The organism is Ectopseudomonas guguanensis (assembly GCF_900104265.1).
In the GTDB taxonomy this organism is placed as follows: Bacteria; Pseudomonadota; Gammaproteobacteria; order Pseudomonadales; family Pseudomonadaceae; genus Aquipseudomonas; species Aquipseudomonas guguanensis.
Genome location: NZ_FNJJ01000008.1, coordinates 110,920 through 136,299, shown reverse-complemented (window position 1 = coordinate 136,299; position 25,380 = coordinate 110,920). Strand labels below are relative to the sequence as shown.

Sequence of the window (25,380 nt, the reverse complement as noted above, 5' to 3'; positions counted from 1 at the left end):
ATGAGCAGGATGACAAGGAGGCTGGGCGCGCTGTTGCTGGTCGTGGCACTGGCCGCGGGGGCGGCGGGCTGGTGGTGGTCGATGGGCGCGGTCGTGCATTTGCAGAGAGTGCAGATCCAGGGTAAATCGGCGCAGTTGCTCAGCCAGGGCGAGGCGCGTCAGCGTGTGCTGCTGATCGCACCGACCGAGCAGGCGCTGGATGAAGCCACGCTGCACCGTCTCGCCGAAGCTGGCGATCTGCGCCTGTTGCAACTGCCCTTCTCGCCTGGCGACTGCAAGGCGCAGCGGCAACTGATCAGTCAGGCCAGCGAGGCGCTGGGCGGCGCGCCGACCCTGGTCGCCGGCATCGGCCCGGCAGCCACCTCGGCCTGGCGCTGGCTGGCGGCGCAGCAGGATGACCAGGCACAGGCACTTTCGGTCGGCTTCGACCTGGCAACACCGGACTGCGCCGAGCCACTGCCGCAAAAGGCAGAGCACGGTCACTGGATCGCCCTGTGGAACGACAACCCGGGTGATGACAATGCCCGCTTCCTGCGTGAGCAGCAAAACGGCGAGCCGCGCATCGGCGCGTTGGGCACGCCGCTGCCAACGCTGCTGGCCGATCAGCTGCAGCACCTGCTTGCCGGCCAGGGCGCGGCGATGCCGGTGATCGAACACCCCTCGGCGCAACCGGCCGAAACCCTGACGCTGTTCTATTCCGGCGATGGTGGCTGGCGCGATCTCGACCGCGCCTCGGCCGAGTACATGGTCGCTGCCGGCTATCCGGTGGTGGGCATCGACACCCTGCGCTACTACTGGCAGCACAAGAGCCCGGAGCAGAGCGCCGCCGATCTGTCGCGGCTGATGCAGCAGTACCGCGACAAGTGGCAGGTGCAACGCTTCGTGCTCGCCGGCTACTCCTTCGGCGCCGATGTGCTGCCGGCGATCTACAATCGCCTGCCGGCCAGTGATCAGCAGCAGGTCGACGCGATGTTGCTGCTGGCCTTTGCCCGCAGCGGCAGTTTCGAGATCGCCGTCAGTGGCTGGCTTGGCCAGGATGGCGCGGAGGCGCCGACCGGACCGGAACTGCGCAAGGTGCCGGCAGCCAAGGTGTACTGCATCTACGGCAGCGAGGAAGTGGCCGAGAGCGGCTGTACCGAAGCCGGCGCGCCGGGTGAGAAGCTGATGATCGAGGGCGGCCATCACTTCGATGGTGATTACGCAGCGCTGGCGCAGAAGATGCTGGCAGCGATCAAGGCGCGGCAGCAGCCTTAAGCGCACGTTCTTGTAGGAGCGGAGTCATCCGCGAAAGATCGCGGCTAAAGCCGCTCCTACGAAGCGGGACGCGGAGGCCATGCCCGCCGGTTGAGCGGTGAGGCCGCGTATGAGGAGGCGGTTCCTGCGCAAGGTTGCCTTGGCAGCTATCTGAGCAGCGTTATGAGAGGAAACGGAGGCTATCTGGCGCCTATCCGCTGCGATCAGGGCTAAACCGTTCGTCGGCTCGCAGTGCATCAAAATGAACCAAAGCCTTTCCCCGTCGGTCCGTCACCGGGACGGGCAGGAGGCTCGTTTTCGATGCAATGCCTTGATTCGGAACGGTTTCCGCACCAAGGCCAGTGACCAGGGTCAGTGGGTTTGAACAAGTTTTTCATGTCATGTTGCCTGGGAGGCGCTCTTTTACTGGGCATCTGTACCCAAGCCTCCGCCACTTTCCGTATCCACAGCGTTCCTGCTGCCGCGCAGGCAAACCAGCCGGAGCCGGCTCGCGAAGTGATCGATCGTGCCATGAACGCGTTGGGCACGCCCTACCGCTGGGGCGGCTCCAGCCCGCGGCATGGCTTCGACTGCAGCGGGCTGGTGCAGTATGCCTTCAAGACCCAGGATGATCTCGAGCTACCGCGCACCTCCCGCGCGCTGTCGCGTCTGGACGCGCCTTCGGTGAAGCGCAGCGAGCTGCAGCCAGGCGATCTGCTGTTCTTCCGCATCCGCAGCCGTTCGGTGGATCACGTCGCCATCTATATCGGCGAAGGGCGCTTCATTCACGCGCCGCGCCGCGGCACCACGGTGCGTATCGATCGCCTCAACGACGCGTACTGGCAGCGTCATTTCCAGCTGGCCAAGCGAGTGGTGTCGGAGGCCTGAGGCCGAGCCCCTCCGAGCGCCAGCTGATCAGACAAACGCAGTCCGCGACGGTAGTACCTGAAGGCGCGACCTTTTATCCGGGCGGCCTGGGCGGGCTGCGACAAAAACTATCCCGCGGGTCAACAAAGCGCTAGAATGCGCGCCGCTCGTGGCCACGTCGGCGGCGGCAGTGGGTTCCCTCACCCCACTTCATGAAAAAGGACACAGACATGACCCTGATTCCCGCGTCGGTCAGTCGGCCCGTGCTGGCCGGCCTGATCGCCTTTCACATCCTCATCATCATCGCCAGCAACTACCTGGTGCAGCTGCCGATCACCCTGTTCGGCTGGCATACCACCTGGGGCGCATTCAGTTTCCCGTTCATCTTCCTGGCCACCGACCTCACCGTCCGTCTGATCGGCAAGCATGCCGCGCGGGTGGTGATCGCCCGCGTCATGCTGCCGGCGTTGGTGGCCTCGTATGTGGTGTCGGTGCTGTTCCACGAGGGCGTCTTTGGCGGCCTGACGGCGTTGGGCGAATTCAACCTGTTCGTCTTCCGCATCGCCGTGGCCAGCTTCCTCGCTTACGCCTTCGGCCAGATGCTCGATATCCAGGTGTTCGACCGCCTGCGCAAGATGCGTCAGTGGTGGGTCGCGCCAACCGCTTCGACCATTTTCGGCAACCTGCTCGATACCTTCCTGTTCTTCTCGGTGGCGTTCTGGCGCAGCGACGACCCGTTCATGGCGGCCAACTGGGTGGAGATCGCCACGGTGGACTACGTGATCAAGCTGGCCATCAGCCTGATGCTCTTCGTGCCGCTGTACGGGATGCTGCTCAGTGCCATCGTGCGGGCGTTGCCGCAGCGTACTGCCACCGCCTGAGTCGCATCGCACATGCGTAGCCCGGATGTAATCCGGGGGCAGACTGCAGAAACTTTCCCGGATTGCATCCGGGCTACGCTGCTGAGTCGGCCGCAAAGAGCTCGCCGCTGAAGCGCCTCCCACGGGGGGCAGTGCTGAGTGTGTGGGAGGGGCTTTAGCCGCGATTGCTCGTCGGCTTGTCCAGCTTGCGCAGAAACACGCTCATTTCCTTTTCGGCCTGCTTGTCGCCCTTGGCCTGGGCGGCAGCGATGCCCTGCTGCCAGGCCTGGCGTGCGGCCTCGGTGTCGCCTTCGGCCTGCAGCGCCTTGCCCAGCAGTTTCCAGGCGGCAGAGTAGTTGGGGTCGAACTCGATGCAGCGTTGTAGGTGTTCGGCCGCCTGCGCAGCATTGCCGGCATCCAGATGGGCCTTGCCCAGGCCGAAGCGCAGCAGGGCGTTGTCCATGCCCTTGGCCAGCATCTTTTCCAGTGCTTCGCTGCTCATGAAGCCTCTCGTGTCGATTGTAGAAGCGAGCTCTGCTCGCGAATCTCAGGCGCTAAAAGCTTCGCGAGCAGAGCTCGCTCCTACGAGATGCGCCTTCTCCAGCTTCAGAAGAACGTCAGGCCGGCCTGGAACAGGCGCTCGACGTCGCGGATGTACTTCTTGTCCACCAGGAACAGGATCACGTGGTCGCCGGATTCGATGACTGTGTCGTCGTGGGCGATCAGCACCTGTTCGTCGCGGATGATGGCGCCGATGGTGGTGCTCGGCGGCAGGGCGATCTCCTCGATCATGCGGCCGATGACCTTGCTCGATTTGGCATCGCCATGAGCGATCACTTCCAGCGCTTCGGCGGCGCCGCGGCGCAGGCTGTGCACGCTTTCGATGTCACCGCGGCGCACGTGGGTCAGCAGGGTGCCGATGGTGGCCAGCTGCGGGCTGATGGCGATGTCGATCTCGCCACCCTGCACCAGGTCGACGTAGGCCGGGTTGTTGATGATGGTCATCACCTTGCGCGCGCCGAGACGCTTGGCCAGCAAGGACGACATGATGTTGGCTTCGTCGTCGTTGGTCAGGGCAAGGAAGATGTCGGCGTCGTTGATGTTCTCTTCCACCAGCAGGTCGCGGTCGGAGGCGCTGCCCTGCAGCACGATGGTGCTGTCGAGACTTTCCGAGAGGTAGCGGCAGCGCGCCGGGTTCATCTCGATGATCTTCACCTGATAGCGGCTTTCGATGGCCTCGGCCAGACGCTCGCCGATATTGCCGCCGCCAGCGATCACCACGCGCTTGTAGCTGTCTTCCAGACGACGCATCTCGCTCATCACCGCGCGGATGTGCGCCTTGGCGGCGATGAAGAACACCTCGTCGTCGGCTTCGATCACCGTGTCGCCCTGCGGCATGATCGGCCGGTTGCGGCGGAAGATGGCCGCCACCCGGGTGTCGACGTTGGGCATGTGCTGACGCAGCTGGCGCAGTTGCTGGCCCACCAGCGGGCCGCCGTAGTAGGCCTTGACCGCGACCAGCTGCGCCTTGCCTTCGGCGAAGTCGATCACCTGCAGGGCGCCGGGATATTCGATCAGGCGCTTGATGTAGTTGGTCACCACCTGTTCGGGGCTGATCAGCACGTCGACCGGGATCGCTTCGTTGTCGAACAAGGCCTCGCGGGTCAGGTAGGCCGATTCGCGCACCCGGGCGATCTTGGTCGGGGTGTGGAACAGGGTGTAGGCCACCTGGCAGGCGATCATGTTGACTTCGTCGCTGTTGGTCACCGCCACCAGCATGTCGGCATCGTCGGCGCCGGCCTGGCGCAGCACGGTGGGAAAGGAGCCCTTGCCCTGCACGGTGCGGATGTCCAGGCGGTCGCCCAGATCGCGCAGGCGGTCGCCGTCGGTATCGACCACGGTGATGTCGTTGGCCTCGCTGGCGAGGTGTTCCGCCAAGGTGCCGCCTACCTGGCCGGCGCCGAGAATGATGATTTTCACTGATCGCTCCGTTAGCTGTGGCTGGTCACAGCGGTCTTTATCAGCTTGGCATAGTAGAAGCCGTCGTGGCCGTCCAGCTGCGGCAGCAGCTGGCGACCGTGCGCCGGTTGCAGGCCGAAGCCGCCGTCGATGGCGACCTCCTGCGCATCCGGGGTGCGAGAGAGGAAGGCGGCGATGGTGTCGCTGTTTTCCGTCGGCAGTACCGAGCAGGTGGCGTAGAGCAGGATGCCGCCGGGCGCCAGGGTCGGCCACAGGGCATCGAGCAGTTCACCCTGCAACTGCGCCAGGGCGGGAATGTCCTCGGGCTTGCGCGTCAGTTTGATATCCGGGTGGCGGCGGATCACGCCGGTGGCCGAACAGGGCGCATCGAGCAGGATGCGCTGGAACGGCTGGCCGTCCCACCAGACCTTGGTCGCACGGCCGTCGGCGGCGATCAGGCGCGCCTCCAGGCCGAGGCGCTGGAGATTCTCGCGTACACGGGCCAGGCGCTTTTCTTCCAGATCCACCGCCACCACTTCGGCCAGCGCCGGTTCGGCTTCCAGCAGGTGGCAGGTTTTGCCACCGGGCGCCGCGCAGGCGTCCAGCACCCGTTGACCGGGTGCCAGCTCGAGCAGATCAGCGGCCAGTTGCGCGGCCTCGTCCTGCACGCTGACGCGGCCTTCCTTGAAGCCGGGCAATGCGGTCACGTCGCAGGGCTGCAGCAGGCGCACGCCGTCGCGGCTGAAGGTGCAGGGCTCGGCAGCAAAGCCGGCGCCGCGCAGCTCCTCGAGGTAGGCGTCGCGGCTGCCATGGCGGCGATTGACCCGCAGGATCAGCGGCGGGTGCGCGTTATTGGCGGCGCAGATGGCCTGCCAGTGTTCGGGCCAGTGCGCCTTGAGCGTCTTCTGTAGCCAGCGTGGATGCGCGGTGTGCAGCACCGGGTCGCGATCCAGCGCTGCGAAAAGGGCTTCGTGCTCGCGTTGGGCGCGGCGCAACACGGCGTTGAGCAGGCCCTTGGCCCAGGGCTTTTTCAGCGCGCCGGCGCAGCCGACCGTTTCGCCGATGGCGGCATGCTCGGGGATGCGGCTGTGCAGCAACTGGTAGAGACCGATCAGCAGCAGCGCCTCGACATCCTTGTCGGCGGCCTTGAAGGGCTTTTCCAGCAGCTTGTCCGCCAGCAGTTGCAGGCGCGGCTGCCAGCGTGCGGCGCCGAAGGCCAGGTCCTGCGCCAGGGCGCGGTCGTGGTGTTCGACCTTGTCCAGTTGCGGCGGCAGGCTGCTGCCCAGCGAGGCCTTGCCGGACAGCACGGCGGTCAGGGCACGCGCCGCGGCCAGACGTGGATTCATTGACCGAGCACCAGGCCGGGCGCGAACTGCTCGCGGCGGCTGTTGTACAGATCGCTGAAGGCCAGCGGCTTGCCGCCGGGCAACTGCAGGCGAGTCAGGCGCAGCGCGCCTTCGCCACAGGCCACGGTCAGGCCGTTCTTGTCCGCGGCGAGGATGGTGCCCGGCGCACCTTTGCCCTCACCGAGCTCGGCGGCATGCACTTTCAGCGCATCACCGTTCAGCGTGGTGTGGCAGATCGGCCAGGGATGGAAGGCGCGGATCAGGCGTTCCAGCTCGACGGCCGGGCGACTGAAGTCGAGGCGCGCCTCGTCCTTGTTCAGCTTGTGCGCGTAGTTGGCTAGCGCATCGTCCTGCACTTCGCCGATCAGGGTGCCGGCGGCCAGGCCGTCGATGGCCTGCAGTACGGCCTGTGGGCCGAGTCGGGCGAGACGATCATGCAGGCTGCCGCCGGTGTCTTCCGCCGAGATCGGCGTGCTGACCTTGAGCAGCATCGGCCCGGTGTCCAGGCCCGCTTCCATCTGCATCACGGTGACGCCGGACTCAAGGTCGCCAGTCTGTACCGCGCGCTGGATCGGCGCCGCGCCGCGCCAGCGCGGCAGCAAGGAGGCGTGGCTGTTGATGCAGCCCAGGCGCGGCGTGTCGAGCACCACCTGCGGCAGGATCAGGCCGTAGGCGACCACCACCATCAGGTCCGGCTTGAGCGCCGCCAGCTCGGCTTGGGCCTCTTCGTTGCGCAGGCTGGCCGGCTGGTAGACGGGTATAGCGTGCTCGACGGCGAGCTGTTTGACCGGGCTCGGCATCAGCTTCTGACCACGACCCGCCGGGCGGTCCGGCTGGGTGTAGACGGCAACGATGTCGTGCTGGCTGGCCAGCAGAGCCTTGAGATGTTCGGCGGCGAATTCCGGGGTGCCGGCAAAGACGATACGCATGGGAGCAGTCACCAAAGAAAAAGGCTTGCCGTGGCAAGCCTTTCGGGTAATCGGAGGTCAAGCGCGTTGGCGATGCTGTTTTTCCAGCTTCTTCTTGATTCGGTCGCGCTTGAGGTTGGACAGGTAGTCGACGAACAGCTTGCCGTTGAGGTGATCGCACTCGTGCTGGATGCACACGGCGAGCAGGCCTTCGGCGATCAGTTCGAAGGGCTGGCCATCGCGGTCCAGCGCCTTGATCTTGACCTTCTGCGGGCGATCGACGTTCTCGTAGAAGCCGGGCACCGACAGGCAGCCTTCCTGATACTGGTCCATCTCGTCGGTCAGCGATTCGAACTCGGGGTTGATGAACACCCGCGGTTCGGACTTGTCCTCGGACAGGTCCATGACCACCACGCGCTTGTGCACGTTGACCTGCGTCGCTGCCAGGCCGATACCCGGAGCGTCATACATGGTCTCGAACATGTCGTCGACCAGCTGACGGATGGAGTCGTCCACGACGTCCACCGGTTTGGCGATGGTACGCAGGCGTGGATCAGGAAATTCGAGGATATTCAGGATCGCCATATGCGTTTGTGATGCACTTGTGGAATAAAGTCAAAATCCGCTGCTAAGATGATGAACAGCATTGAAAAACGGCTTCACGCCGCGTAATCAGCGGGTTTGGCACGCGGCGCTAGGGCGCTTCACGTGAAGGCACATAATAAAGGGATTCACCGTATGAGGAAATCACTACTCGCCCTGCTCTTTGCAGCTGGCGGACTGGCCCTGACCAGCTTGGCTCAGGCCGAAGTGCAACTCAAGGACGGTCACCCGGACCGCTACACTGTGGTCAAGGGCGATACCCTCTGGGACATTTCCGGCAAGTTCCTGCGCCAGCCGTGGAAATGGCCGGAGATCTGGCACGCCAACCCGCAGGTGGCCAACCCGCACCTGATCTACCCCGGTGATACCCTCAATCTCGTCTATGTCGACGGCCAGCCACGCCTGATGCTCAACCGCGGCGAGTCGCGCGGCACCATCAAGCTGTCGCCGCAAGTGCGCAGCACGCCGATGGCCGAGGCGATCCCGACCATCCCGCTGGAAGCGATCAACAGCTTCCTGCTGAGCAACCGCATCGTCGATACCCCGGAAGAGTTCAATGGCAAGCCCTACATTGTCGCCGGCAACGCCGAGCGCGTGGTCAGTGGCGCCGGCGACCGCGTCTACGCTCGCGGCCAGTTCGACGAAGAGCATCCGGCCTACGGCATCTTCCGTCAGGGCAAGACCTACGTGGACCCGGAAACCAAGGAATTCCTCGGCATCAACGCCGATGACATCGGTTCCGGCGAGATCGTCGCCGAGGAAGGCGATGTCGGTACCCTGCTGCTGAAGCGCTCGACTCAGGAAGTACGTCTCGGTGACCGTCTGTTCCCCACCGAAGAGCGGGCGATCAACTCCACCTTCATGCCCAGCGAGCCGGCGGGCGAGATCAACGGTCTGATCCTCGACGTGCCGCGTGGTGTAAGCCAGATCGGCCAGTTCGACGTGGTCACCCTGAACAAGGGTGCGCGCGACGGCCTGGAAATCGGCAACGTGCTGGCGGTATACAAGACCGGCGAGACCGTCCGCGATCGCGTCACTGGCGAGAGCGTGAAGATTCCGGATGAGCGCTCCGGCCTGCTGATGGTGTTCCGCACCTACGACAAGCTCAGCTATGGCCTGGTGCTGCAGGCCAGCCGGCAGCTGGCAGTGATGGACAAGGTCCGCAACCCGTAATACCCGACGAGCCCCGCAATAGCGGGGCTCGTGCTTTCCGGTCGCCAGGATGGCGGCGCCACCGATCAGGGAAGAATCCTCATGTCAGCCTCCTCCTCGTTTTCCTCTGCAATCTCTCCTGCCGAACTCGAAGCACGCCTGCGCCTGCACCTGCTGCCGGAGCTGGGGCCGCGGCGTTTTCGCAAGCTGCTGAGTGCCTTCGACAGCGCGTCGGCTGCGCTCAGTGCACCGGCCAGCGCCTGGCGTGCGCTGGGGTTACCCGCCGCCTGCGCCGAGCCACGGCGCAGTGCGGAAATCCGCGAACGGGCACGCGCTGCGCTGCAGTGGCTGCAGGAGCCTGATCAGCATGTGCTGATGTGGGACGATCCGCGCTACCCGGCGTTGCTGGCCGAGCTGGCCGATGCGCCGCCGCTGCTGTTCGTGGCCGGCGAGCCAGGCGTACTGGAGGTGCCGCAACTGGCCATGGTCGGCAGCCGGCGTGCCTCGCAGCCGGGCCTGGATAACGCACGGGCCTTTGCCCGCAGTCTGGCCACCGGCGGCTTCGTCATCACCAGCGGGCTGGCGCTGGGCATCGATGGCGCCGCGCACCAGGGGGCACTGGATGGGGGCGGCAAAACCGTCGCCGTGCTGGGCACCGGCCTGCAGTGCCTGTACCCGCGGCGACATGCGGGGCTGGCGGCACGGATCATCGAGCAGGGTGGCGCGCTGGTTTCCGAATTGCCGCTGGATTGTCCGCCGCAGGCGAGCAATTTCCCGCGGCGTAACAGGATCATCAGTGGTCTGTCGCTGGGCGTGCTGGTCGTCGAGGCCAGTCCTTCCAGCGGTTCGCTGATCACCGCGCGTCTGGCTGCCGAGCAGGGTCGCGAGGTGTACGCCATTCCCGGCTCGATCCACCATCCGGGCGCGCGGGGCTGTCATCAGTTGATTCGTGATGGCGCCACATTGGTGGAAAGCATCGAGCATATCCTCGAGGCCCTGCGCGGCTGGCAGACACCAGGTGGCCAGCCAGCCCCAGCGGCGCAGTCGCGTGCCGAGCTGCATCCTTTGCTGACCTTGCTGCACGCAGCGCCTCACAGCAGCGAGGCCCTGGCGCACAGCAGCGGCTGGCCACTCACGCAGGTGCTGGCGGCACTGACCGAACTGGAGCTGGACGGCCTGGTCTGCTGCGAGGGCGGGCGCTGGCTGGCGCGTTGTCCATGAAGGGTAATGGCCGCAGTGGTCTGGCTTGGATAGACTGCCGCCCATTCCAACGGCGGGGAGACGACCCATGGCCAGCAACTGGCAGATACGGCAAGCGGCGCGGGTGGTGCGTGACGGTGGCGTGATTGCCTATCCCACCGAAGCGGTCTGGGGCCTGGGCTGCGACCCCTGGAACGAAGCCGCCGTGGACCGCCTGCTGGCCCTCAAGGAGCGGCCCGTGCACAAGGGGCTGATTCTGGTGGCCGACGATATCGACCAGTTCGACTTTCTCCTCGATGAGCTGCCGGAGGTCTGGCAGGAGCGCCTGGCTGGCAGCTGGCCTGGCCCGAATACCTGGCTGGTGCCGCACCAGGACCGCCTGCCCGCATGGGTCACCGGCGCGCACGACAGCGTGGCGTTACGTGTCAGTGCTCATCCGCTGGTGCAAGCGCTCTGTCGTCTGACCGGGCCACTGATTTCGACCTCGGCCAATCCAGCCGGGCGCCCTGCTGCGCGTTCGCGTCTGCGCGTCGAGCAGTATTTTCCCGGCGAGCTGGACAAGGTGCTCGGCGGCGCGTTGGGCGGGCGCAGGAATCCCAGCCTGATTCGCGATTTGCGCACGGGCGATGTGATTCGGCCGTCCTAGGGGCGGCGGCAGGCTTCAAGCGGCAGGCTGCAGGCTTGAAGCCAGGGCGAGAAGCGGTCGGAGCGCTTCTCGCCTTGGGTTCACCGTATCACGCTGATCCGCCTGCCGCCTGCCGCCTGCCGCCTGCCGCCGCCGCCGTCAAGGCAGCAAGATGGTCGAGCCGGTGGTCTGCCGCGAGCTCAGCGCATCCTGGGCGGCGGCGGCGTCCTTCAGCGCGTAGCGGTTGCTGATTTCCACCTGCAGCTGGCCGCTGGCGATCATGCCGAACAGCTCATCGGCCATGGCCTGCAGGCGTTGCGCGCTGGTGGCGTAGCCGGCCAGGGTCGGGCGGGTGACATACAGCGAGCCCTTCTGGGCGAGGATGCCCAGGTTGACGCCGGTCACCGCACCCGAAGCATTGCCGAAACTCACCAGCAGGCCGCGTGGTGCCACGCAGTCCAGCGAGGTTTCCCAGGTGTCCTTGCCGACGCCATCGTAGACCACCGGGCACTTGGCTCCGTCGGTAAGCTCCAGCACGCGCTGCACCACGTTCTCGTGGCTGTAGTCGATGGTCGCCCAGGCGCCCTGCTCCTTGGCCCGCGCTGCCTTCTCCGCCGAGCTGACGGTGCCGATCAGCTTGACGCCCAGCGCCTTGGCCCATTGGCAGGCGAAAGAGCCGACGCCGCCGGCAGCTGCGTGGAACAGGATGGTTTCGCCGCCCTTGAGCTCGTAGGTCTGGCGCAGCAGGTACTGTACCGTCAGGCCCTTGAGCATCACCGCGGCGGCCTGTTCGAAGCTGATGCTGTCCGGCAGTTTCACCAGCTTGTCGGCGGGCAGCACATGCAGCTCGCTGTAGGCACCGAGCGGGCCGGTGGCGTAAGCGACGCGGTCGCCCACTTTGAGGCCGTCGACCTCGCTGCCGACTGCCTCGACCACACCGGCACCTTCGGTACCCAGGCTCGAGGGCAGCGCCGGCGGCTGGTAAAGACCGCTGCGGAAATAGGTGTCGATGAAGTTCAGGCCGATGGCGCGGTTGGCCACCCGCACTTCGCGCGGGCCGGGAGCGGCCGGCTGGTAGTCACGGTACTCCAGCACCTCGCTGCCGCCGTGCTGGCTGAACTGGATTCGCTTGGCCATCTGGGATTCCTTCTGCGTGAGCCGCCGTGGGCGGCGAAAGGGTCTATCCAAACGCCCTGATCGACCGTCGTCAACTGCGAAGGCGCGGCCGTGGATGCTATGCTGCCCGCCGATTTCGATTCGCTCCCGCTCAAGGTGCCGCCGTGACTGACCGTACCGAGGCCGTGAAGGCCTACCTGCTCGACCTGCAAGATCGCATCTGCGCCGCCCTCGAAGCCGAGGATGGCCAGGCCCTGTTCCGTGAGGATGCCTGGCAGCGCCCGGCCGGTGGTGGCGGCCGCACGCGGGTGATCGAGAACGGCGCGCTGATCGAAAAGGGCGGGGTGAATTTTTCCCACGTGTTCGGCGACAGCCTGCCGCCGTCGGCCAGCGCCCATCGCCCCGAGCTGGCCGGCCGTGGCTTCCAGGCCCTTGGCGTGTCGCTGGTGATCCACCCGGAAAATCCCTACGTGCCGACCTCGCACGCCAACGTGCGCTTCTTCAGCGCCGAGAAGGCAGGCGAGGAGCCGGTATGGTGGTTCGGCGGCGGTTTCGACCTCACGCCCTACTACGCCAATGAAGAGGACTGCGTACATTGGCACCAGGTCGCCCGTGACGCCTGCGCGCCCTTCGGTGCCGAGGTCTATCCCAAGTTCAAGGCCTGGTGTGACCGCTACTTCCACCTCAAGCACCGTGGCGAGCCGCGTGGCATTGGCGGGCTGTTCTTCGACGACCTCAACGAGTGGGACTTCGACACCAGCTTCGCCTTCATGCGCGCCATCGGTGATGCCTACATCCAGGCTTACCTGCCCATCGTCCAGCGCCGCAAGCTGACCCCCTTCGGCGAGCGCGAGCGTGAGTTCCAGGCCTTCCGTCGTGGCCGCTACGTGGAGTTCAACCTGGTGTTCGATCGTGGCACCCTGTTCGGCCTGCAGTCCGGCGGGCGTACCGAGTCGATCCTCATGTCGCTGCCGCCGCATGTGCGTTGGGGCTACGACTGGAAGCCAGAGCCGGGTAGCGAGGAAGCGCGCCTGACCGAATATTTCCTCACAGATCGTGACTGGCTTTCGGGGGCCTGATTCCGGGACACGCAACCTGCGTAGGGTGCGCTGCGCGCACCAGAGAGTACCCGGTGCGCATGGCGCACCCTACGAGAAAAGCCGGCAACTTCCTTCAAGGACTTTCCATGGACCGCTACTGCGTCTTCGGCAACCCCATCGGCCACAGCAAGTCACCGCTGATCCACCGGCTGTTCGCCGAGCAGACCGGCCAGGCGCTGACCTACGAAGCGCGGCTTGCACCGCTGGACGATTTCGTCGGCGATGCCCGTGCCTTCTTCGCCGACGGCCTGGGCGCCAATGTCACCGTACCGTTCAAGGAAGAGGCCTTTCGCCTGGCCGACGAGCTCACTGAGCGCGCCCGCCGCGCCGGTGCGGTGAATACCCTGAAGAAACTGGCAGACGGCCGCCTGCTCGGCGACAACACCGACGGTGCCGGGCTGACCCGCGACCTGCAGGCCAACGCCGGTTTCAGCCTGGCTGGCAAGCGCATCCTTGTGCTGGGTGCCGGTGGCGCCGTGCGCGGTGTGCTCGAACCCTTCCTGGCGCAGAAGCCGGCGGTACTGGTGATCGCCAACCGCACCCTAAGCAAGGCCGAACAGCTGGTGCGCGAATTCGCCGATCTCGGCCCTCTGGTCGCCGCTGGTTTCGACTGGATCGACGCGCCGGTGGACCTGATCGTCAACGGTACTTCCGCCAGCCTTGGTGGTGAGCTGCCGCCGATTGCGCCGAGCCTGATCCAGCCGGGTCACACGCTCTGCTACGACATGATGTATGGCAAGGAGCCCACCGCCTTCAACCGCTGGGCGGCCGAGCACGGTGCCGCGCGCTGCCTGGATGGCCTCGGCATGCTGGTCGAGCAGGCCGCCGAAGCCTTCGCGCTATGGCGCGGCGTGCGCCCGAACACCGCGCCGGTGCTGGCCGAATTGCGCCGTCAGCTGGCGGGCTGAGCCTGAGTCTTCCCCGCTCCGGCCTGTGGGGGCACGTCGCCGCCCGGACGGCTCGATAGCTGGTGCGCACGGCGCACCCTACGATATCCGCCCTGCCGGGCACGGTAAGTAGGGGGTATCGCTACCTTTGCCGCCGGTAGCCCAACACCGATGGCGAGGGCAACACCGGTCCGTAGGGTGCGCCGTGCGCACCGCTCCTATCTGGCTCAATCCTCGAACTGCACCGGGCAGCGCTCGGCGCTTTCGAGCTTGAGAAGCTCCTCCACCACCTGCGGCCGCGCCTGGCGCAGCACCAGGCTGCGTTGCAATGCCTGCAGGCGGCGCGCTTCCTGGTGCAGCATCTCCACCCCGGCGTAGTCGATGAAGTTGATATGCCGCGCGTCGATCACCAGACGCTGACCGCGGCTGCGCTGCAGCAGCTGCTGGATGTAATGGCAGGCGCCGAAGAAGATCGAGCCCTCGATGCGCAGCACCTCGTCGTCGCCGTCCTGCCACAGGCGCACGCGCGGTTGCGAGGTGCGTTTGAGGTAGAAGAACAGCGAGGCCAGCACGCCGGCGTAGATCGCCGTCTGTAGTTCCAGCAAAAGAGTGGCCAGCAGGGTCAGCAGCATCACCGCGAACTCCGCACGGCTGACCCGGCGCAGCGCGCGGATCGCCGCCAGATCGACCAGGCCCCAGCAGATCAGCAGGATGCCGGCGGCCATCACCGGCAGCGGAACATGCGCCAGCAATGCCGCGCCGAACACCGCGAACAGCGCTACCAGCAATGCCGAGAACACCCCGGCCAGCGGCGTGCGCGCGCCGCTCTGCAGGTTGAGTGCCGAGCGGGTGAAGGAACCTGCCGACAGCGAGCCGGCGAACCAGGGGCCGAGCATGTTCGACAGCCCTTGGGCGCGCACCTCCTGATTGGCATCGAGGAACTGGTGCGATTTGACCGCCAGGGCGCGGGCGATGGACAGGCTGATGACCAGCCCGAGCATGCCGCAGGCCACCGCCGCCGGCAGCAGCTGCAGCAGGCTGTTGAGGTCGAACTGCAGCGGCGTGAAGGGCGGCAGGCCGCCCTCGAAGGCGCTAACCAGGGCGATGCCGCCAACCAGGCGTTCCGGCAACAGCCACACCAGTGCACTGCCGGCGACCAGGCCGACCAGCAGCGCTGGTGCCTTCGGCCACAGGTGTCGTATCGCCACACAGAGCAGCAGGGTGAAGGCGGCCAGGGCCAGGCTCGGCCAGTGCGCCTCGGGCAGGTGTCGACCGATCTGCAACAGGCTGGCCAGGGCGGTGGCCTGGCTGGCGATTTCCACCCGCAGCAGGTTGGGAATCTGGCCGATGGCGATGACCAGCGCCGCGCCCAGGGTGAAGCCGAGCACCACCGATTGCGAGACGAAGTTGACCAGAGCGCCGAAGCGCAGCAGGCCGAGCAACCACTGGAACAGCCCGGCGAGGAAGGTCAGCAGCAGCACCAGGGCGATGAACTGTTCGCTGCCGGCTTTGGCCAGCGGGCTGACGCTGGTGAACAGGACGATGGAGATGGCCGCCGTCGGCCCGCAGATCAGGTGCCAGGACGAGCCCCACAGGCAGGCGACGATCACCGGCACGATGGCAGCGTACAGGCCGTACTCGGCGGGCAGGCCGGCGATCAGCGCATAGGCCAGCGACTGCGGCAGGGCCAGCACCGCCCCGGTCAGGCCGACCAGCAGGTCGTTGCCGAGGGTCTTGCGGCTGGTGCCGGGCAGCCAGCGCAGGAAGGGCAACAGAGTGTGGAGATCGGGTAGCGGCATCGTTGGCTGGCTTGCTTCGTCCGGGAAATGAAGTGTAAACGACGCGGCCCGGCAGCCGTTGCGGAACCATCCGGATCGTTCCGCGCCGCGCTCGGAGCGCGATAGCCGTGATGAAATTGCGTAACGGTCAGGCGCCCAAGGCCGCTCAGTTAAGGTTTTTACCGCTGGTGGAGCGAGTTCGTTGGCTATGTCCCGGGTAGCTGTTGCCAGGGTTCCAGGGAAGGCTCGGGAGCCTTGTGGGTGGGCCGGGCGGCGATCCGCTTTAGCCCATGCCAACTACCGCTGGTGGGCTAAAGCCCACCCTACGGCCTAATGCTGTTCACTTAAGGTTGCACACGCCTTGCTCCCCTCGCCCATTCATGGGAGAGGGGCTGGGGGAGAGGGTCGGAAACACCGCGAAACCGCCTGTTTCCCCTCGCCGAACGCGGCCCGCCCTAACCCTCTCCCCAGAGGGGCGAGGGGACTGATCGCGTTCCACCGTTTCTTATGTGAACAGCATTACACCCTACGGCCTACCCTACGGGTCTTTGCACCCTCAATGTATTCGCGACGGGGTTTGGCTCGGTGCCCGACCATGATCGCGAATAAAGCGGAACGCTGCCCGTTCGCTCCTGCCCGAACGAGCGCTCCGCATTCAAAGTCGCGCCTTCACCGCAGCCAGGCCATCGCCGCCGTCGCGGGTGGTGACGCCCTGCAACCAACCATCGAGCACCTGCGGGTTGGCCTTGAGCCAGGCCTTGATCGCCGCGTCGTTGCTGGCCTGCTTGCTCAGCACCTGATCCATGATGGCGTTCTCCATGTCCTGGGTGAACTTGAGGTTGGCGAGCAGCTTGCCGACGTTCGGGCACTGCGCGGCATAGCCCTTGCGCGCCAGGGTGTTGACCTGGCCGCTGTCGCCGAAATATTTCTCGCCGCCCTTGAGGTACTTCATGTCGTACTGCACGTTCATCGGATGCGGCGTCCAGCCGAGAAACACCACGAACTGCTCGCGCTTCACCGCACGGCCCACCTGTACCAGCATCGCCTGCTCGCTGGATTCCACCAGTTTCCAGTCACCGAGGCCGAACTCGTCGGCGGCGATCATCTGCCTGATCGACTCGTTGGCCGGCGAGCCGGAAGCGATGCCGTAAAGCTTCTTGCCGAATTTGTCGGCGTGCTTGTCGAGGTCGGCGAAGGTTTTCACCCCGGCCTCATAGGCATAGGTCGGTACGGCCAGGGTGTATTCGGTGCCTTCGAGATTCTGCGCCAGTTTGTCCACCTCGCCGCTGGCGACGAACTTGTCGTAGTTGCTCTGCTGCGCAGGCATCCAGTTGCCGAGGAAGACGTCGACCTGGCCTTTCTGCAGCCCGGCGAAGATGATCGGCACGGCCAGGGTCTGGCTTTCCGCCCTGTAGCCCAGGCCGTCGAGCAGGAAGCTGGCGATGCCGTTGGTCACGGCGATGTCGCTCCAGCCGGGATCACCGAGCTTGACCGTGCTGCAGGCTGCATCCTCGGCCCAGACATTGCCGGCGCTGCTGAGCGCGGTGGCGAGTAACAGCACACTGAATCGGTTCATGGCGTCTCTCCTTTTTTCTTCTGTTTTGGGGTGGCAGCTTCAAGGCTCAGGCTCGTGGCGTGGAGCAAAGGTTCAACCGACTGCCGGAAAGCGCGCGCGGCGCTCCAGGTCGTCGAGGTCGATGTGGTTGCGCATGTACTGCTGGCTGGCGTCGACCCAGGGCTGGTGATCCCAACTGGTCAGCTTGCCCTGGCTCAGCGCCTCGGCCACCAGTCGGCGACGGCGTTGGCTGGCCAGGGTGGCGGCGTGGATCGCCGGGATATCCCAGCGTTCGCGGGCCTCGGCGAGGAAACCGGCGAGGATGCCCTTGTGCTCGCTGGACTCGGCCAGGTTCTGACGCTCGAGCGGGTCATTGTCCAGGTTGAACAGCAGCAGCGGGTCCTGTTCGGAATAGACGAACTTCCATGGCCCGCGGCGAATCATCATCAGCGGGCTGAGCGTGCCTTCGGCCATGTATTCGCCGAGCACTTCGTCATGCCCGCCCTCACCCTTGAGGTGCGGCAGCAGTGAGCGGCCTTCCAGTTCCAGGCCCTGCTCGATCTGGCCGCCGGCCAGTTCCACCAGGGTAGGCAGCAGATCGAGGGTTGAGACCGACTGGCTGACCCGATGCGCGGCGAAGCGCTTCGGGGCATGCACCAGCAGCGGCACGCGGGCGGACATCTCGAACCAGTGCATCTTGTACCAGAGGCCGCGCTCGCCCAGCATGTCGCCGTGGTCGCCGGAGAAGACGATCAGGGTGTCTTCGGCCAGGCCGCATTCCTCCAGGGTCCCCAGCAGCTTGCCGATGTTGTCGTCGATATAGCTGCAGGCACCGAAGTAGGCGCGGCGGGCGTCGCGGATCCTGTCCTCGGGCAGCGGCTTGTCCCACAGGTCGATGACCTTGAGCAGGCGCTGCGAGTGCGGATCCTGCTCGGCCTGCTCGATGTGTTGGCGCGGCATGGGGATGTCCACGCCTTCGTAGCGATCCCAGTATTCGCGGGGAATGGTGTAGGGGTCGTGCGGGTGGGTCATCGACACGGTCAGGCAGAACGGCTGCTCCGGCGTCAGGCGCACGTGGTCATAGAGATACTGGCGCGCCTTGAACACCACCTCCTCGTCGAAATCCAGCTGATTGCTGCGCACGCAGGGGCCGGCCTGCAGCACCGAGGACATGTTGTGGTACCAGCTGGCGCGCACGTCCGGCTCGTCCCAGTTCACCGCCCAGCCGTAGTCGGCCGGGTAGATGTCGCTGGTCAGGCGCTCCTCGTAGCCATGCAGCTGGTCCGGGCCGCAGAAGTGCATCTTGCCCGACAGCGCCGTGCGGTAGCCGAGGCGGCGCAGGTAGTGGGCGTAGGTGGGCACGTCGGCGGGGAAGTCGGCAGCGTTGTCATAGGCGCCGATCTTCGACGGCAGGCGGCCGCTGACCAGGGTGAAGCGCGACGGTGCGCAGAGCGGGCTGTTGCAGTAGGCCGAGTCGAACACCACGGCCTGCTCGGCCAGCTTCATCAGGTTGGGCATCTGCACCGGCGAGGCGGCGTCGTGCAGCGGCAGTATCGGCGCGGCCATCTGGTCGGCCATGATGAAGAGGATGTTCGGGCGCTTCATGGTGGCGGCTATTCCATACTGTTGGTTTATGCGACAGTGCTGTCTCCATGATTCCGGTAGAACGGCAGCAGGGTAAACCCGGCTGCGACACATGCCTCGGATAAGCAGGGCTTATGTTCAAAGCCATCGATGGGCTGTCGCTCGACGCGCTGCGGGTGTTCGAGTCGGCGGCGCGCCAGCTCAGTTTCACCGCCGCTGCCAGCGAACTGGGCAGCAGCCAGCCGGCCATCAGCCAGCAGATCAAACGCCTCGAGCAGCAACTGGCCACGCGCCTGTTCGATCGCGTCTATCGCGGCATCGTCCTGACTGAAGCCGGCGAACTGCTGCTGGCGCATGTGCAGGAAGGGCTGACGAGTCTCGATGCCGGGCTCGTCGCCGTTACCGCGCGTCAGCAGCATGAGGTGCTGCAGGTGGCCACCGACTTCGCCTTCGCCGCCTACTGGCTGATGCCGCGTCTGCAGCGCTTCAACCGCCTGTATCCGGAGGTGGACGTCAGCCTGATCACCAGCGAGCGCGACCCGGCCGCGGTGCCCAGTGACATCGACGTGGCGATCCGCTTCGGCGATGGTCGTTTCAAGCACGGCGAAGCGCATCTGCTGTTTCGTGAAGAGGTGTTCCCGGTGTGCAGCCCGCGTCTGCTCGGTGAGCGTCAGCCGCCGCTGCCGGCCCAGGTGCTGACCGAGCTGCCACTGTTGCACCTGCGCCCGGAACACCGTTCGCGCTGGTTCGACTGGGAGGGCTTGTTCCGCGCCCTCGGCATCGCCAGCCAGCCGATGCCCGGTGCCCTGCGCTTCGACAACTACACCCTGCTGATCCAGGCCGCAATCGCCGGGCAAGGCGTGGCCATCGGCTGGCGCCATCTGGTGGATGAACTTCTCGCGCAGGGGCTGCTCTGTCGTCTGGGCGAGGCCGAAGCGCACTCGGCGCTCGGCTACTACCTGGTACTGCCCGAGCGCAAGCGCCGCCAGCGCCTGACCGCGCGTTTCGTCGACTGGTTGCAGGCCGAGCTGGATTCGCCAGCGGCGACCGTTTAACCGGGCCATACTGCAATAGCGGGCGCCGAGTCCCTATACTGAGCGCCGCCGCACACCGCCATCGTGCGAAATGTGCTTGCGGCCCCTCCACTCCAACCGGTGAGCTGAACCGTGAAACTCCGTCATTCGATTTTGGGCCTGCTGCTGTGCGGTAGCCTTGTTGTTTCGAACCTCCAGGCCGCGCCAGCCCAGCCCAAGCAGGAGCTGGCCGCCGGTAGTGCATTGCTGATCGATCTGAAAACCGGCCAGGAGCTGTATTCCAGCAACCCGGATCTGCGCCTGCCGGTCGCCTCGGTCACCAAACTGATGACCGCCATGGTGGTGCTCGACGCCAAGCTGCCGCTGGACGAGGTCTTGCCGATCACCATCCGTGACACCAAGGAAATGCAGGGCGTGTTCTCCCGCGTGCGTATCGGCAGCGAGATCAGCCGGCGCGACATGCTGCACCTGGCGCTGATGTCCTCGGAGAACCGTGCCGCCGCCAGCCTCGCTCACCATTATCCGGGCGGCCATGCGGCCTTCGTCGCGGCGATGAACGCCAAGGCCAGGGCGCTGGGCATGCACAACAGCCACTTCGTCGAACCCACCGGCCTGTCCGAACAGAACGTTGCCACCGCCCGTGATCTGGCGCTGATGGTCAAGGCGGCCAACCAGTACCCGCTGATCCACCAGTTCAGCACCGATTCCGAAGCCACCGTGGCCTTCCGCAAGCCCAATTACACCCTGGGCTTTCGCAATACCAATGCGCTGGTGCGCAAGGCCGACTGGAACATCAACCTGAGCAAGACCGGCTTCACCAACGCCGCCGGTCGCTGCCTGGTGATGGCCACCACCATCGCCAACCGTCCGGTGGCTTTCGTGGTGCTCGGCGCCTTCGGCAAGTACACCCATATGGCCGACGCCAACCGCCTCAAACGCTGGATGGAGACTGGCAAGGTCACCCCGGTGCCGGCCGCCGCCCTCAGCTACAAGCAGCAGAAGCTCGCCGAGTGGAGCTTGCAGGCCGCGCAATGACCTGGCACTGATGCAGAGAAGGGCGGCTCGGTGAGTCGCCCTTTTTCGTTGTGCCGTCGTGTAGCCCGGATGCAATCCGGGGAAACCGTCAGATGGGTCCCGGATTGCATCCGGGCTACGGTCGTGGTGCGTCAACGCGGGCAGCCCAGCCGTTCGCTGAGGAAATCGAGAAAACAGGTGATGCGCGACGCCAGCGCGGTGTTGCGGTAGTACACCGCGTTGATTGGCTGGCGCACCTCCACCCGTTGCTCGGCCAGCACCTCCACCAATGCGCCGCTGGCGCGAGCGGTATCGGTCATGAAATCCGACAGGCACACCACACCCTCGCCGGCCAGGGCCAGTGCGAGAACGGTATCGCCGCTGGAGGCGCGCAGGCTTGGGGTGATGCGCCAGCGTTCGCCGAGGGCATGGCGCAGAGGCCATTCATTGAGGCTGTCAGGCTCGGTGAAACCGATCAGGCTGTGTCCCGACAGGTCTTCGGTGCGTGCCGGCGTACCCTGCCGGCGCAGGTACTTGGGGCTGGCCAGCACGCGACGATAGCTGTGACACAGGGGCCGCGCGTGCAGGCTGGAGTCCGGCAGATGACCTATGCGGATGGCCAGGTCTGTGCGTCGTTCCAGCAGGTCGATGATGCGGTCGTCGCTGTGCAGTTCCAGCTCGATCTGCGGATAAAGCGCGCGAAATTCGCCGATCAGCGGCACGATCGCATGCAGCATGAAGGGCGAGGCGGTGTTTATGCGCAAGCGCCCTGCCGGTGCCTGGCGGCGCAGGGTCATCTGCTCCTCGGCTTCCTCGACGCTGGCCAGGATGCGCCGCGCCTGAGCCAGGAACACCTCACCCTCTTCGGTCAGCTCCAGGCGTCGCGTGGTGCGGCGCAGCAGGGTAACGCCGAGCTTTTCCTCCAGGCGACTCAGTGCGCGGCTGACACCCGAGGCGGTTTGTTCCAGCTGCTCGGCCGCGGCGCTGATCGAACCGCTGTCGACCACGCTGACGAAGGCGAGCATTTCTTCCAGGCTGGTTTTCATTGTTGATCTTCAGTCAAAGGTGCTTGTGGAGTTTCCGGCTTTTTCCGCAGGAGTCTGGCGCGGATACTGCGCCACCTCAACCCCGCTCGCCGCCAGGCAAGGTGCTGCAACTTTTGCCTGATCGATGCTGCCGAATCTTTCGATACCCGTTGCGTTCCGATGCTCGGCCAGCGTTCTGCAATCTGTGAGGAGCTTCTCATGAAATTCATTCCCCCCTTCGGCCTCGGCACCTTCCGTCTCAAGGATCAGGTCGCCGTCGACTCGGTGCGCACCGGTCTGGAGCTGGGCTACCGGCATATCGACACGGCGCAGATCTACGGCAACGAGGCCGAGGTCGGCCAGGCCATTGCCGACAGCGGCGTGGCGCGTGACGAGCTGTTCGTCACCACCAAGGTGTGGACCGAGAACCTCGGCAGTGGCCGGGTGCTTCCCAGCCTGCGCGAGAGCCTGCAGCGCCTGGGCCTGGAGCGGGTCGACCTGACCCTGATCCACTGGCCGTCGCCGAATGACGAGATTCCCGTGGCGCAGTATCTGGGCGAGCTGCTCGAGGCCAAGCGCCAGGGGCTGACCGCGGCCATCGGTGTGTCCAACTTCACCATCGCCCATTTGCGCGAGGCCATCGAGGCCGTGGGCGTGGACGAAATCGCCACCAACCAGGTGGAAATCCATCCGCTGCTGCAGAATCGCAAGCTGGTGACATTCGCTCGGCAGCAGGGTATCCATCTGACCGCCTACATGCCGCTGGCCTACGGCAAGGTGCTGGCTGAACCGGAGATCCAGCGCATCGCCGCCGCCCATGGCGCCAGCCCGGCCCAGGTGGCCCTGGCCTGGTCGCTGCAGCAGGGCTATACGGTGATCCCCTCCTCGACCAAGCGCGAGAACCTGGCCGCCAACCTGGCCGCTGCCGAGCTGCGCCTGAGCACCGAAGACATGGCAGCCATCGAGGCGCTGGATCGTGGCGAACGCGTTGCCAACCCGGGCTTTGCGCCGCGCTGGGATTGAGCCGTTGGTTTTGGTGCGCAGGCCTGACCACGAATGTGTGGGAGGGGCTTTAGCCGCGACTCTGGGCGCTATCGGCCGCCAGCTATATCGATCAGTGCACCGGTGGTGTAGCTGGCCTTGTCACCGAGCAGCCAGATGATCGCTTCCGCGACTTCCTCGGCACGCCCGGCGCGCCCCAGTGGCGTGGTTCTGCCGAGGCGCTCGGCGCGGTCCGGCTGGCCGCCACTGGCGTGGATCTCGGTATCGATCAGCCCCGGCCGCACGGCGTTGACCCTTACGCCCTCACCGCCCAGTTCCTTGGCCAGGCCGCGGGTCAGCACATCCATGGCGCCTTTCGCCCCGGCGTAGTCGACGTACTCGAAAGGTGCGCCAAGGCTGGCGGCAACCGACGACACCAGCACCATCGAGCCACCTTCACCGCCGCGGCTACGGGCCATGCGCCGCGCACCTTCGCGAGCGGTCAGGTAGCTGCCCAGCACGTTGACGTCGAACATACGGCGCAGGCGCTCGCCGCTCATCTCCAGCAGCGGCAGGGGCGGCGCGACGATGCCGGCATTGACCACCAGACCGTGCAGCGGGCCGAACTTGTCCATGGCCGCGAACAGGCTTTGTACATCCTCTTCGACCGCGACATCGCCCGGTAAGGCGACGGCAGTGCCGCCCATGGCTTCGATCTGCGCCACCACCTCATCGGCGGCGGCGCGGTCGCTGCGGTAGTTCACCCCGACCGTCCAGCCGCCAGCGGCGGCCAGCAGGGCGGTGGCGCGGCCGATGCCACGGCTGGCACCGGTGATCAGCAGGTTCTTGCTCATGGGGAGGTCTCCTGTTCGTTGTGGTCATCATGCGTAAGGTGGACGACGCGTCACCCGTCCACCACCTGACGAGTCCAATGGTGGACAAAAAAGCGTTGTCCACCCTACGGCAGAGGCTCGTCAGTAACCAGTGGGCAGGACGGGTGGCCCCTAGCGGACTCGGGGGTTACCATGCGCGCCCTTCTAGCGACCCGCACCTGCTCATGAAACCTGCAAGCTTGCGCGCCGACCTGCTGGCCGGCCTGACCTCGTCCTTCGCCCTGGTGCCCGAATGCATCGCCTTCGCCCTGGTGGCCCAGGTCAACCCGCTGATGGGGCTGTATGGCGCCTTCATCATCTGCACCCTTACCGCACTGTTCGGCGGGCGGCCGGGCATGATTTCCGGCGCGGCCGGCTCGATGGCGGTAGTGATCGTCGCACTGGTGGTGCAGCACGGTGTGCAGTACCTGCTGGCAACGGTGCTGCTCGGCGGCCTGATCATGCTGGCGTTCGGCCTGCTGCGCCTGGGCAAGCTGATCCGCATGGTGCCACATCCGGTGATGCTGGGCTTCGTCAACGGCCTGGCCATCATCATCGCCCTGGCCCAGCTCGAGCATTTCCAGCACGACGGCCACTGGCTGCAGGGCAAGGCGCTGCACCTGATGCTCGGTCTGGTGGCGCTGACCATGGTCATCGTCTACCTGCTGCCGCGCCTGACCCGCGCGGTGCCGCCGGCCCTGGTGGCGATCCTCGGCATCGGCGCGCTGGTCTACCTGCTGGATCTGCCGACCCACACCCTTGGCGATATGGCGCAGATCGCCGGCGGGCTGCCGAGCCTGATGCTGCCGGACATTCCCTGGAACCTGGAAACCCTCGCCATCATCGCTCCCTATGCGGTGCTGATGGCCCTGGTCGGCCTGCTGGAAACCCTGCTGACGCTGAACCTCACCGACGAGATCACCGCCACCCGTGGCCATCCGGATCGCGAATGTGTGGCGCTCGGTGCGGCCAACATGGTGTCCGGCGCGTTTGGCGGTATGGGCGGCTGCGCGATGATCGGCCAGACGGTGATCAACCTCAGTTCCGGCGGGCGTGGGCGGCTGTCCGGCGTTGTCGCCGGGGTGATGATCCTGCTCTTCGTGCTGTTCCTCTCGCCGCTGATCGAACGCATCCCCCTGGCAGCACTGGTGGGTGTGATGTTCGTGGTGGCGCAGCAGACCTTTGCCTGGGGTTCGCTGCGCGTGGCCGGCAAGGTGCCGGCCAACGACGTGCTGGTGATAGTCGCCGTGACCGCCATCACCGTGGCCACCGACCTGGCCACCGCCGTGCTCTGCGGCATCGTCATCGCCGCGCTCAACTTCGCCTGGCAGCATGCCCGCGAACTCTATGCCGACAGCGATATGCAGGCCGACGGCAGCAAGCTGTACCGCGTGCATGGCACACTGTTCTTCGCCTCCTGCACCACCTTCCTGGCGCAGTTCGAGCCGGCCGAAGACCCGCAACAAGTGACCCTGGACTGCCGCCACCTGAGCTTCGTCGACTACTCGGCCATCGCCGCGCTGAAGACCCTGCGCGAACGCTACGAACGCGCCGGCAAGCATCTGCGCGTGGTGCACCTGTCCGACCGTTGCAAGCAGTTGCTCAAGCGCGCGGGCGAATAGACGGCTGATGCCATAATGAAAAAACCGCTGCCCTGTCGCCAGGTGCAGCGATTTTTTGG

Annotated in this window: 23 protein-coding genes; 12 read left to right on the top strand and 11 right to left on the bottom strand. The window is 65.8% G+C overall.

Going from position 1 to position 25,380, the window contains the following annotated elements; translation table 11 throughout:
- The 3 genes from BLS61_RS13380 to BLS61_RS13370 all read left to right on the top strand — a co-directional run bounded on the left by BLS61_RS13380 (nt 1) and on the right by BLS61_RS13370 (nt 2,981).
- The gene (locus tag BLS61_RS13380; protein ID WP_394328144.1) at nt 1-1,254 is read left to right on the top strand and encodes a virulence factor family protein; all 1,254 of its coding nucleotides are present in this window, start codon (nt 1-3) and stop codon (nt 1,252-1,254) included.
- A 375-nt stretch (nt 1,255-1,629) separates the two neighbouring features.
- The gene (locus BLS61_RS13375) at nt 1,630-2,121 is read left to right on the top strand and encodes a C40 family peptidase (protein ID WP_394328143.1); all 492 of its coding nucleotides are present in this window, start codon (nt 1,630-1,632) and stop codon (nt 2,119-2,121) included.
- A gap of 209 nt (nt 2,122-2,330) precedes the next feature.
- Complete coding sequence (locus tag BLS61_RS13370) at nt 2,331-2,981, top strand: 7-cyano-7-deazaguanine/7-aminomethyl-7-deazaguanine transporter (protein WP_090431582.1); 651 nt, start codon at nt 2,331-2,333, stop codon at nt 2,979-2,981.
- A 154-nt stretch (nt 2,982-3,135) separates the two neighbouring features.
- Here the strand turns inward: BLS61_RS13370 and BLS61_RS13365 are convergent, their stop codons facing one another.
- The 5 genes from BLS61_RS13365 to def all read right to left on the bottom strand — a co-directional run bounded on the left by BLS61_RS13365 (nt 3,136) and on the right by def (nt 7,758).
- On the bottom strand, nt 3,136-3,462 hold the full coding sequence (locus BLS61_RS13365) for a tetratricopeptide repeat protein (protein WP_090431580.1): 327 nt from the start codon (nt 3,460-3,462) through the stop codon (nt 3,136-3,138).
- Nucleotides 3,463-3,566: 104 nt separating this feature from the next.
- The gene (gene trkA, locus BLS61_RS13360; protein WP_024306187.1) at nt 3,567-4,940 is read right to left on the bottom strand and encodes a Trk system potassium transporter TrkA; all 1,374 of its coding nucleotides are present in this window, start codon (nt 4,938-4,940) and stop codon (nt 3,567-3,569) included.
- Nucleotides 4,941-4,951: 11 nt separating this feature from the next.
- On the bottom strand, nt 4,952-6,265 hold the full coding sequence (gene rsmB, locus BLS61_RS13355; RefSeq protein WP_090431579.1) for a 16S rRNA (cytosine(967)-C(5))-methyltransferase RsmB: 1,314 nt from the start codon (nt 6,263-6,265) through the stop codon (nt 4,952-4,954).
- Nucleotides 6,262-7,206, bottom strand: coding sequence for a methionyl-tRNA formyltransferase (gene fmt / locus BLS61_RS13350; protein WP_090431825.1), 945 nt, complete (start codon nt 7,204-7,206; stop codon nt 6,262-6,264). The genes rsmB and fmt overlap by 4 nt, the downstream gene beginning before the upstream one ends.
- 45 nt (nt 7,207-7,251) lie before the next feature.
- The gene (def, locus tag BLS61_RS13345) at nt 7,252-7,758 is read right to left on the bottom strand and encodes a peptide deformylase (RefSeq protein WP_003242326.1); all 507 of its coding nucleotides are present in this window, start codon (nt 7,756-7,758) and stop codon (nt 7,252-7,254) included.
- Between the two features lie 153 nt (nt 7,759-7,911).
- On the opposite strand from def, the gene BLS61_RS13340 reads away from it, so the two are divergent.
- The 3 genes from BLS61_RS13340 to tsaC all read left to right on the top strand — a co-directional run bounded on the left by BLS61_RS13340 (nt 7,912) and on the right by tsaC (nt 10,774).
- A complete protein-coding gene (locus BLS61_RS13340) occupies nt 7,912-8,949 on the top strand; it encodes a LysM peptidoglycan-binding domain-containing protein (RefSeq protein ID WP_090431577.1) in 1,038 nt (345 codons plus the stop codon).
- Nucleotides 8,950-9,030: 81 nt separating this feature from the next.
- Complete coding sequence (gene dprA, locus BLS61_RS13335) at nt 9,031-10,149, top strand: DNA-processing protein DprA (protein WP_090431574.1); 1,119 nt, start codon at nt 9,031-9,033, stop codon at nt 10,147-10,149.
- A gap of 67 nt (nt 10,150-10,216) precedes the next feature.
- On the top strand, nt 10,217-10,774 hold the full coding sequence (gene tsaC / locus BLS61_RS13330; protein ID WP_090431571.1) for an L-threonylcarbamoyladenylate synthase type 1 TsaC: 558 nt from the start codon (nt 10,217-10,219) through the stop codon (nt 10,772-10,774).
- Between the two features lie 138 nt (nt 10,775-10,912).
- Here the strand turns inward: tsaC and BLS61_RS13325 are convergent, their stop codons facing one another.
- Nucleotides 10,913-11,890, bottom strand: a complete 978-nt coding sequence (locus tag BLS61_RS13325) for an NADPH:quinone reductase (protein ID WP_090431569.1) — start codon at nt 11,888-11,890, stop codon at nt 10,913-10,915.
- Between the two features lie 143 nt (nt 11,891-12,033).
- On the opposite strand from BLS61_RS13325, the gene hemF reads away from it, so the two are divergent.
- Complete coding sequence (hemF, locus tag BLS61_RS13320) at nt 12,034-12,948, top strand: oxygen-dependent coproporphyrinogen oxidase (protein WP_090431567.1); 915 nt, start codon at nt 12,034-12,036, stop codon at nt 12,946-12,948.
- Between the two features lie 107 nt (nt 12,949-13,055).
- A complete protein-coding gene (gene aroE / locus BLS61_RS13315) occupies nt 13,056-13,877 on the top strand; it encodes a shikimate dehydrogenase (RefSeq protein WP_090431564.1) in 822 nt (273 codons plus the stop codon).
- Nucleotides 13,878-14,083: 206 nt separating this feature from the next.
- On the opposite strand, the gene BLS61_RS13310 is transcribed toward aroE, so the two are convergent.
- The 3 genes from BLS61_RS13310 to betC all read right to left on the bottom strand — a co-directional run bounded on the left by BLS61_RS13310 (nt 14,084) and on the right by betC (nt 18,794).
- Nucleotides 14,084-15,655, bottom strand: coding sequence for a SulP family inorganic anion transporter (locus tag BLS61_RS13310; RefSeq protein WP_090431562.1), 1,572 nt, complete (start codon nt 15,653-15,655; stop codon nt 14,084-14,086).
- Nucleotides 15,656-16,289: 634 nt separating this feature from the next.
- Nucleotides 16,290-17,210: a choline ABC transporter substrate-binding protein gene (locus tag BLS61_RS13305; protein WP_090431560.1), complete on the bottom strand. Its 921-nt coding sequence runs from the start codon at nt 17,208-17,210 to the stop codon at nt 16,290-16,292.
- Between the two features lie 72 nt (nt 17,211-17,282).
- Entirely contained in the window at nt 17,283-18,794 is a 1,512-nt protein-coding gene (gene betC, locus BLS61_RS13300) for a choline-sulfatase (RefSeq protein ID WP_090431558.1), read from the bottom strand.
- Between the two features lie 113 nt (nt 18,795-18,907).
- On the opposite strand from betC, the gene BLS61_RS13295 reads away from it, so the two are divergent.
- Nucleotides 18,908-19,828, top strand: coding sequence for a choline sulfate utilization transcriptional regulator (locus BLS61_RS13295; RefSeq protein WP_090431557.1), 921 nt, complete (start codon nt 18,908-18,910; stop codon nt 19,826-19,828).
- Between the two features lie 111 nt (nt 19,829-19,939).
- On the top strand, nt 19,940-20,842 hold the full coding sequence (pbpG, locus tag BLS61_RS13290) for a D-alanyl-D-alanine endopeptidase (protein ID WP_024306200.1): 903 nt from the start codon (nt 19,940-19,942) through the stop codon (nt 20,840-20,842).
- A 131-nt stretch (nt 20,843-20,973) separates the two neighbouring features.
- Here the strand turns inward: pbpG and BLS61_RS13285 are convergent, their stop codons facing one another.
- A complete protein-coding gene (locus tag BLS61_RS13285; RefSeq protein ID WP_090431555.1) occupies nt 20,974-21,867 on the bottom strand; it encodes a LysR substrate-binding domain-containing protein in 894 nt (297 codons plus the stop codon).
- A 198-nt stretch (nt 21,868-22,065) separates the two neighbouring features.
- On the opposite strand from BLS61_RS13285, the gene dkgB reads away from it, so the two are divergent.
- Nucleotides 22,066-22,869, top strand: a complete 804-nt coding sequence (gene dkgB / locus BLS61_RS13280) for a 2,5-didehydrogluconate reductase DkgB (protein ID WP_090431553.1) — start codon at nt 22,066-22,068, stop codon at nt 22,867-22,869.
- A 68-nt stretch (nt 22,870-22,937) separates the two neighbouring features.
- On the opposite strand, the gene BLS61_RS13275 is transcribed toward dkgB, so the two are convergent.
- Complete coding sequence (locus BLS61_RS13275) at nt 22,938-23,681, bottom strand: SDR family oxidoreductase (RefSeq protein ID WP_090431550.1); 744 nt, start codon at nt 23,679-23,681, stop codon at nt 22,938-22,940.
- 203 nt (nt 23,682-23,884) lie between these two features.
- Between BLS61_RS13275 and BLS61_RS13270 the strand changes: the two genes are divergently transcribed.
- Nucleotides 23,885-25,321 (top strand): SulP family inorganic anion transporter, encoded by a 1,437-nt coding sequence (locus BLS61_RS13270; protein ID WP_090431549.1) that lies wholly within the window; start codon nt 23,885-23,887, stop codon nt 25,319-25,321.
- The last annotated feature ends 59 nt before the right edge of the window (nt 25,322-25,380 follow it).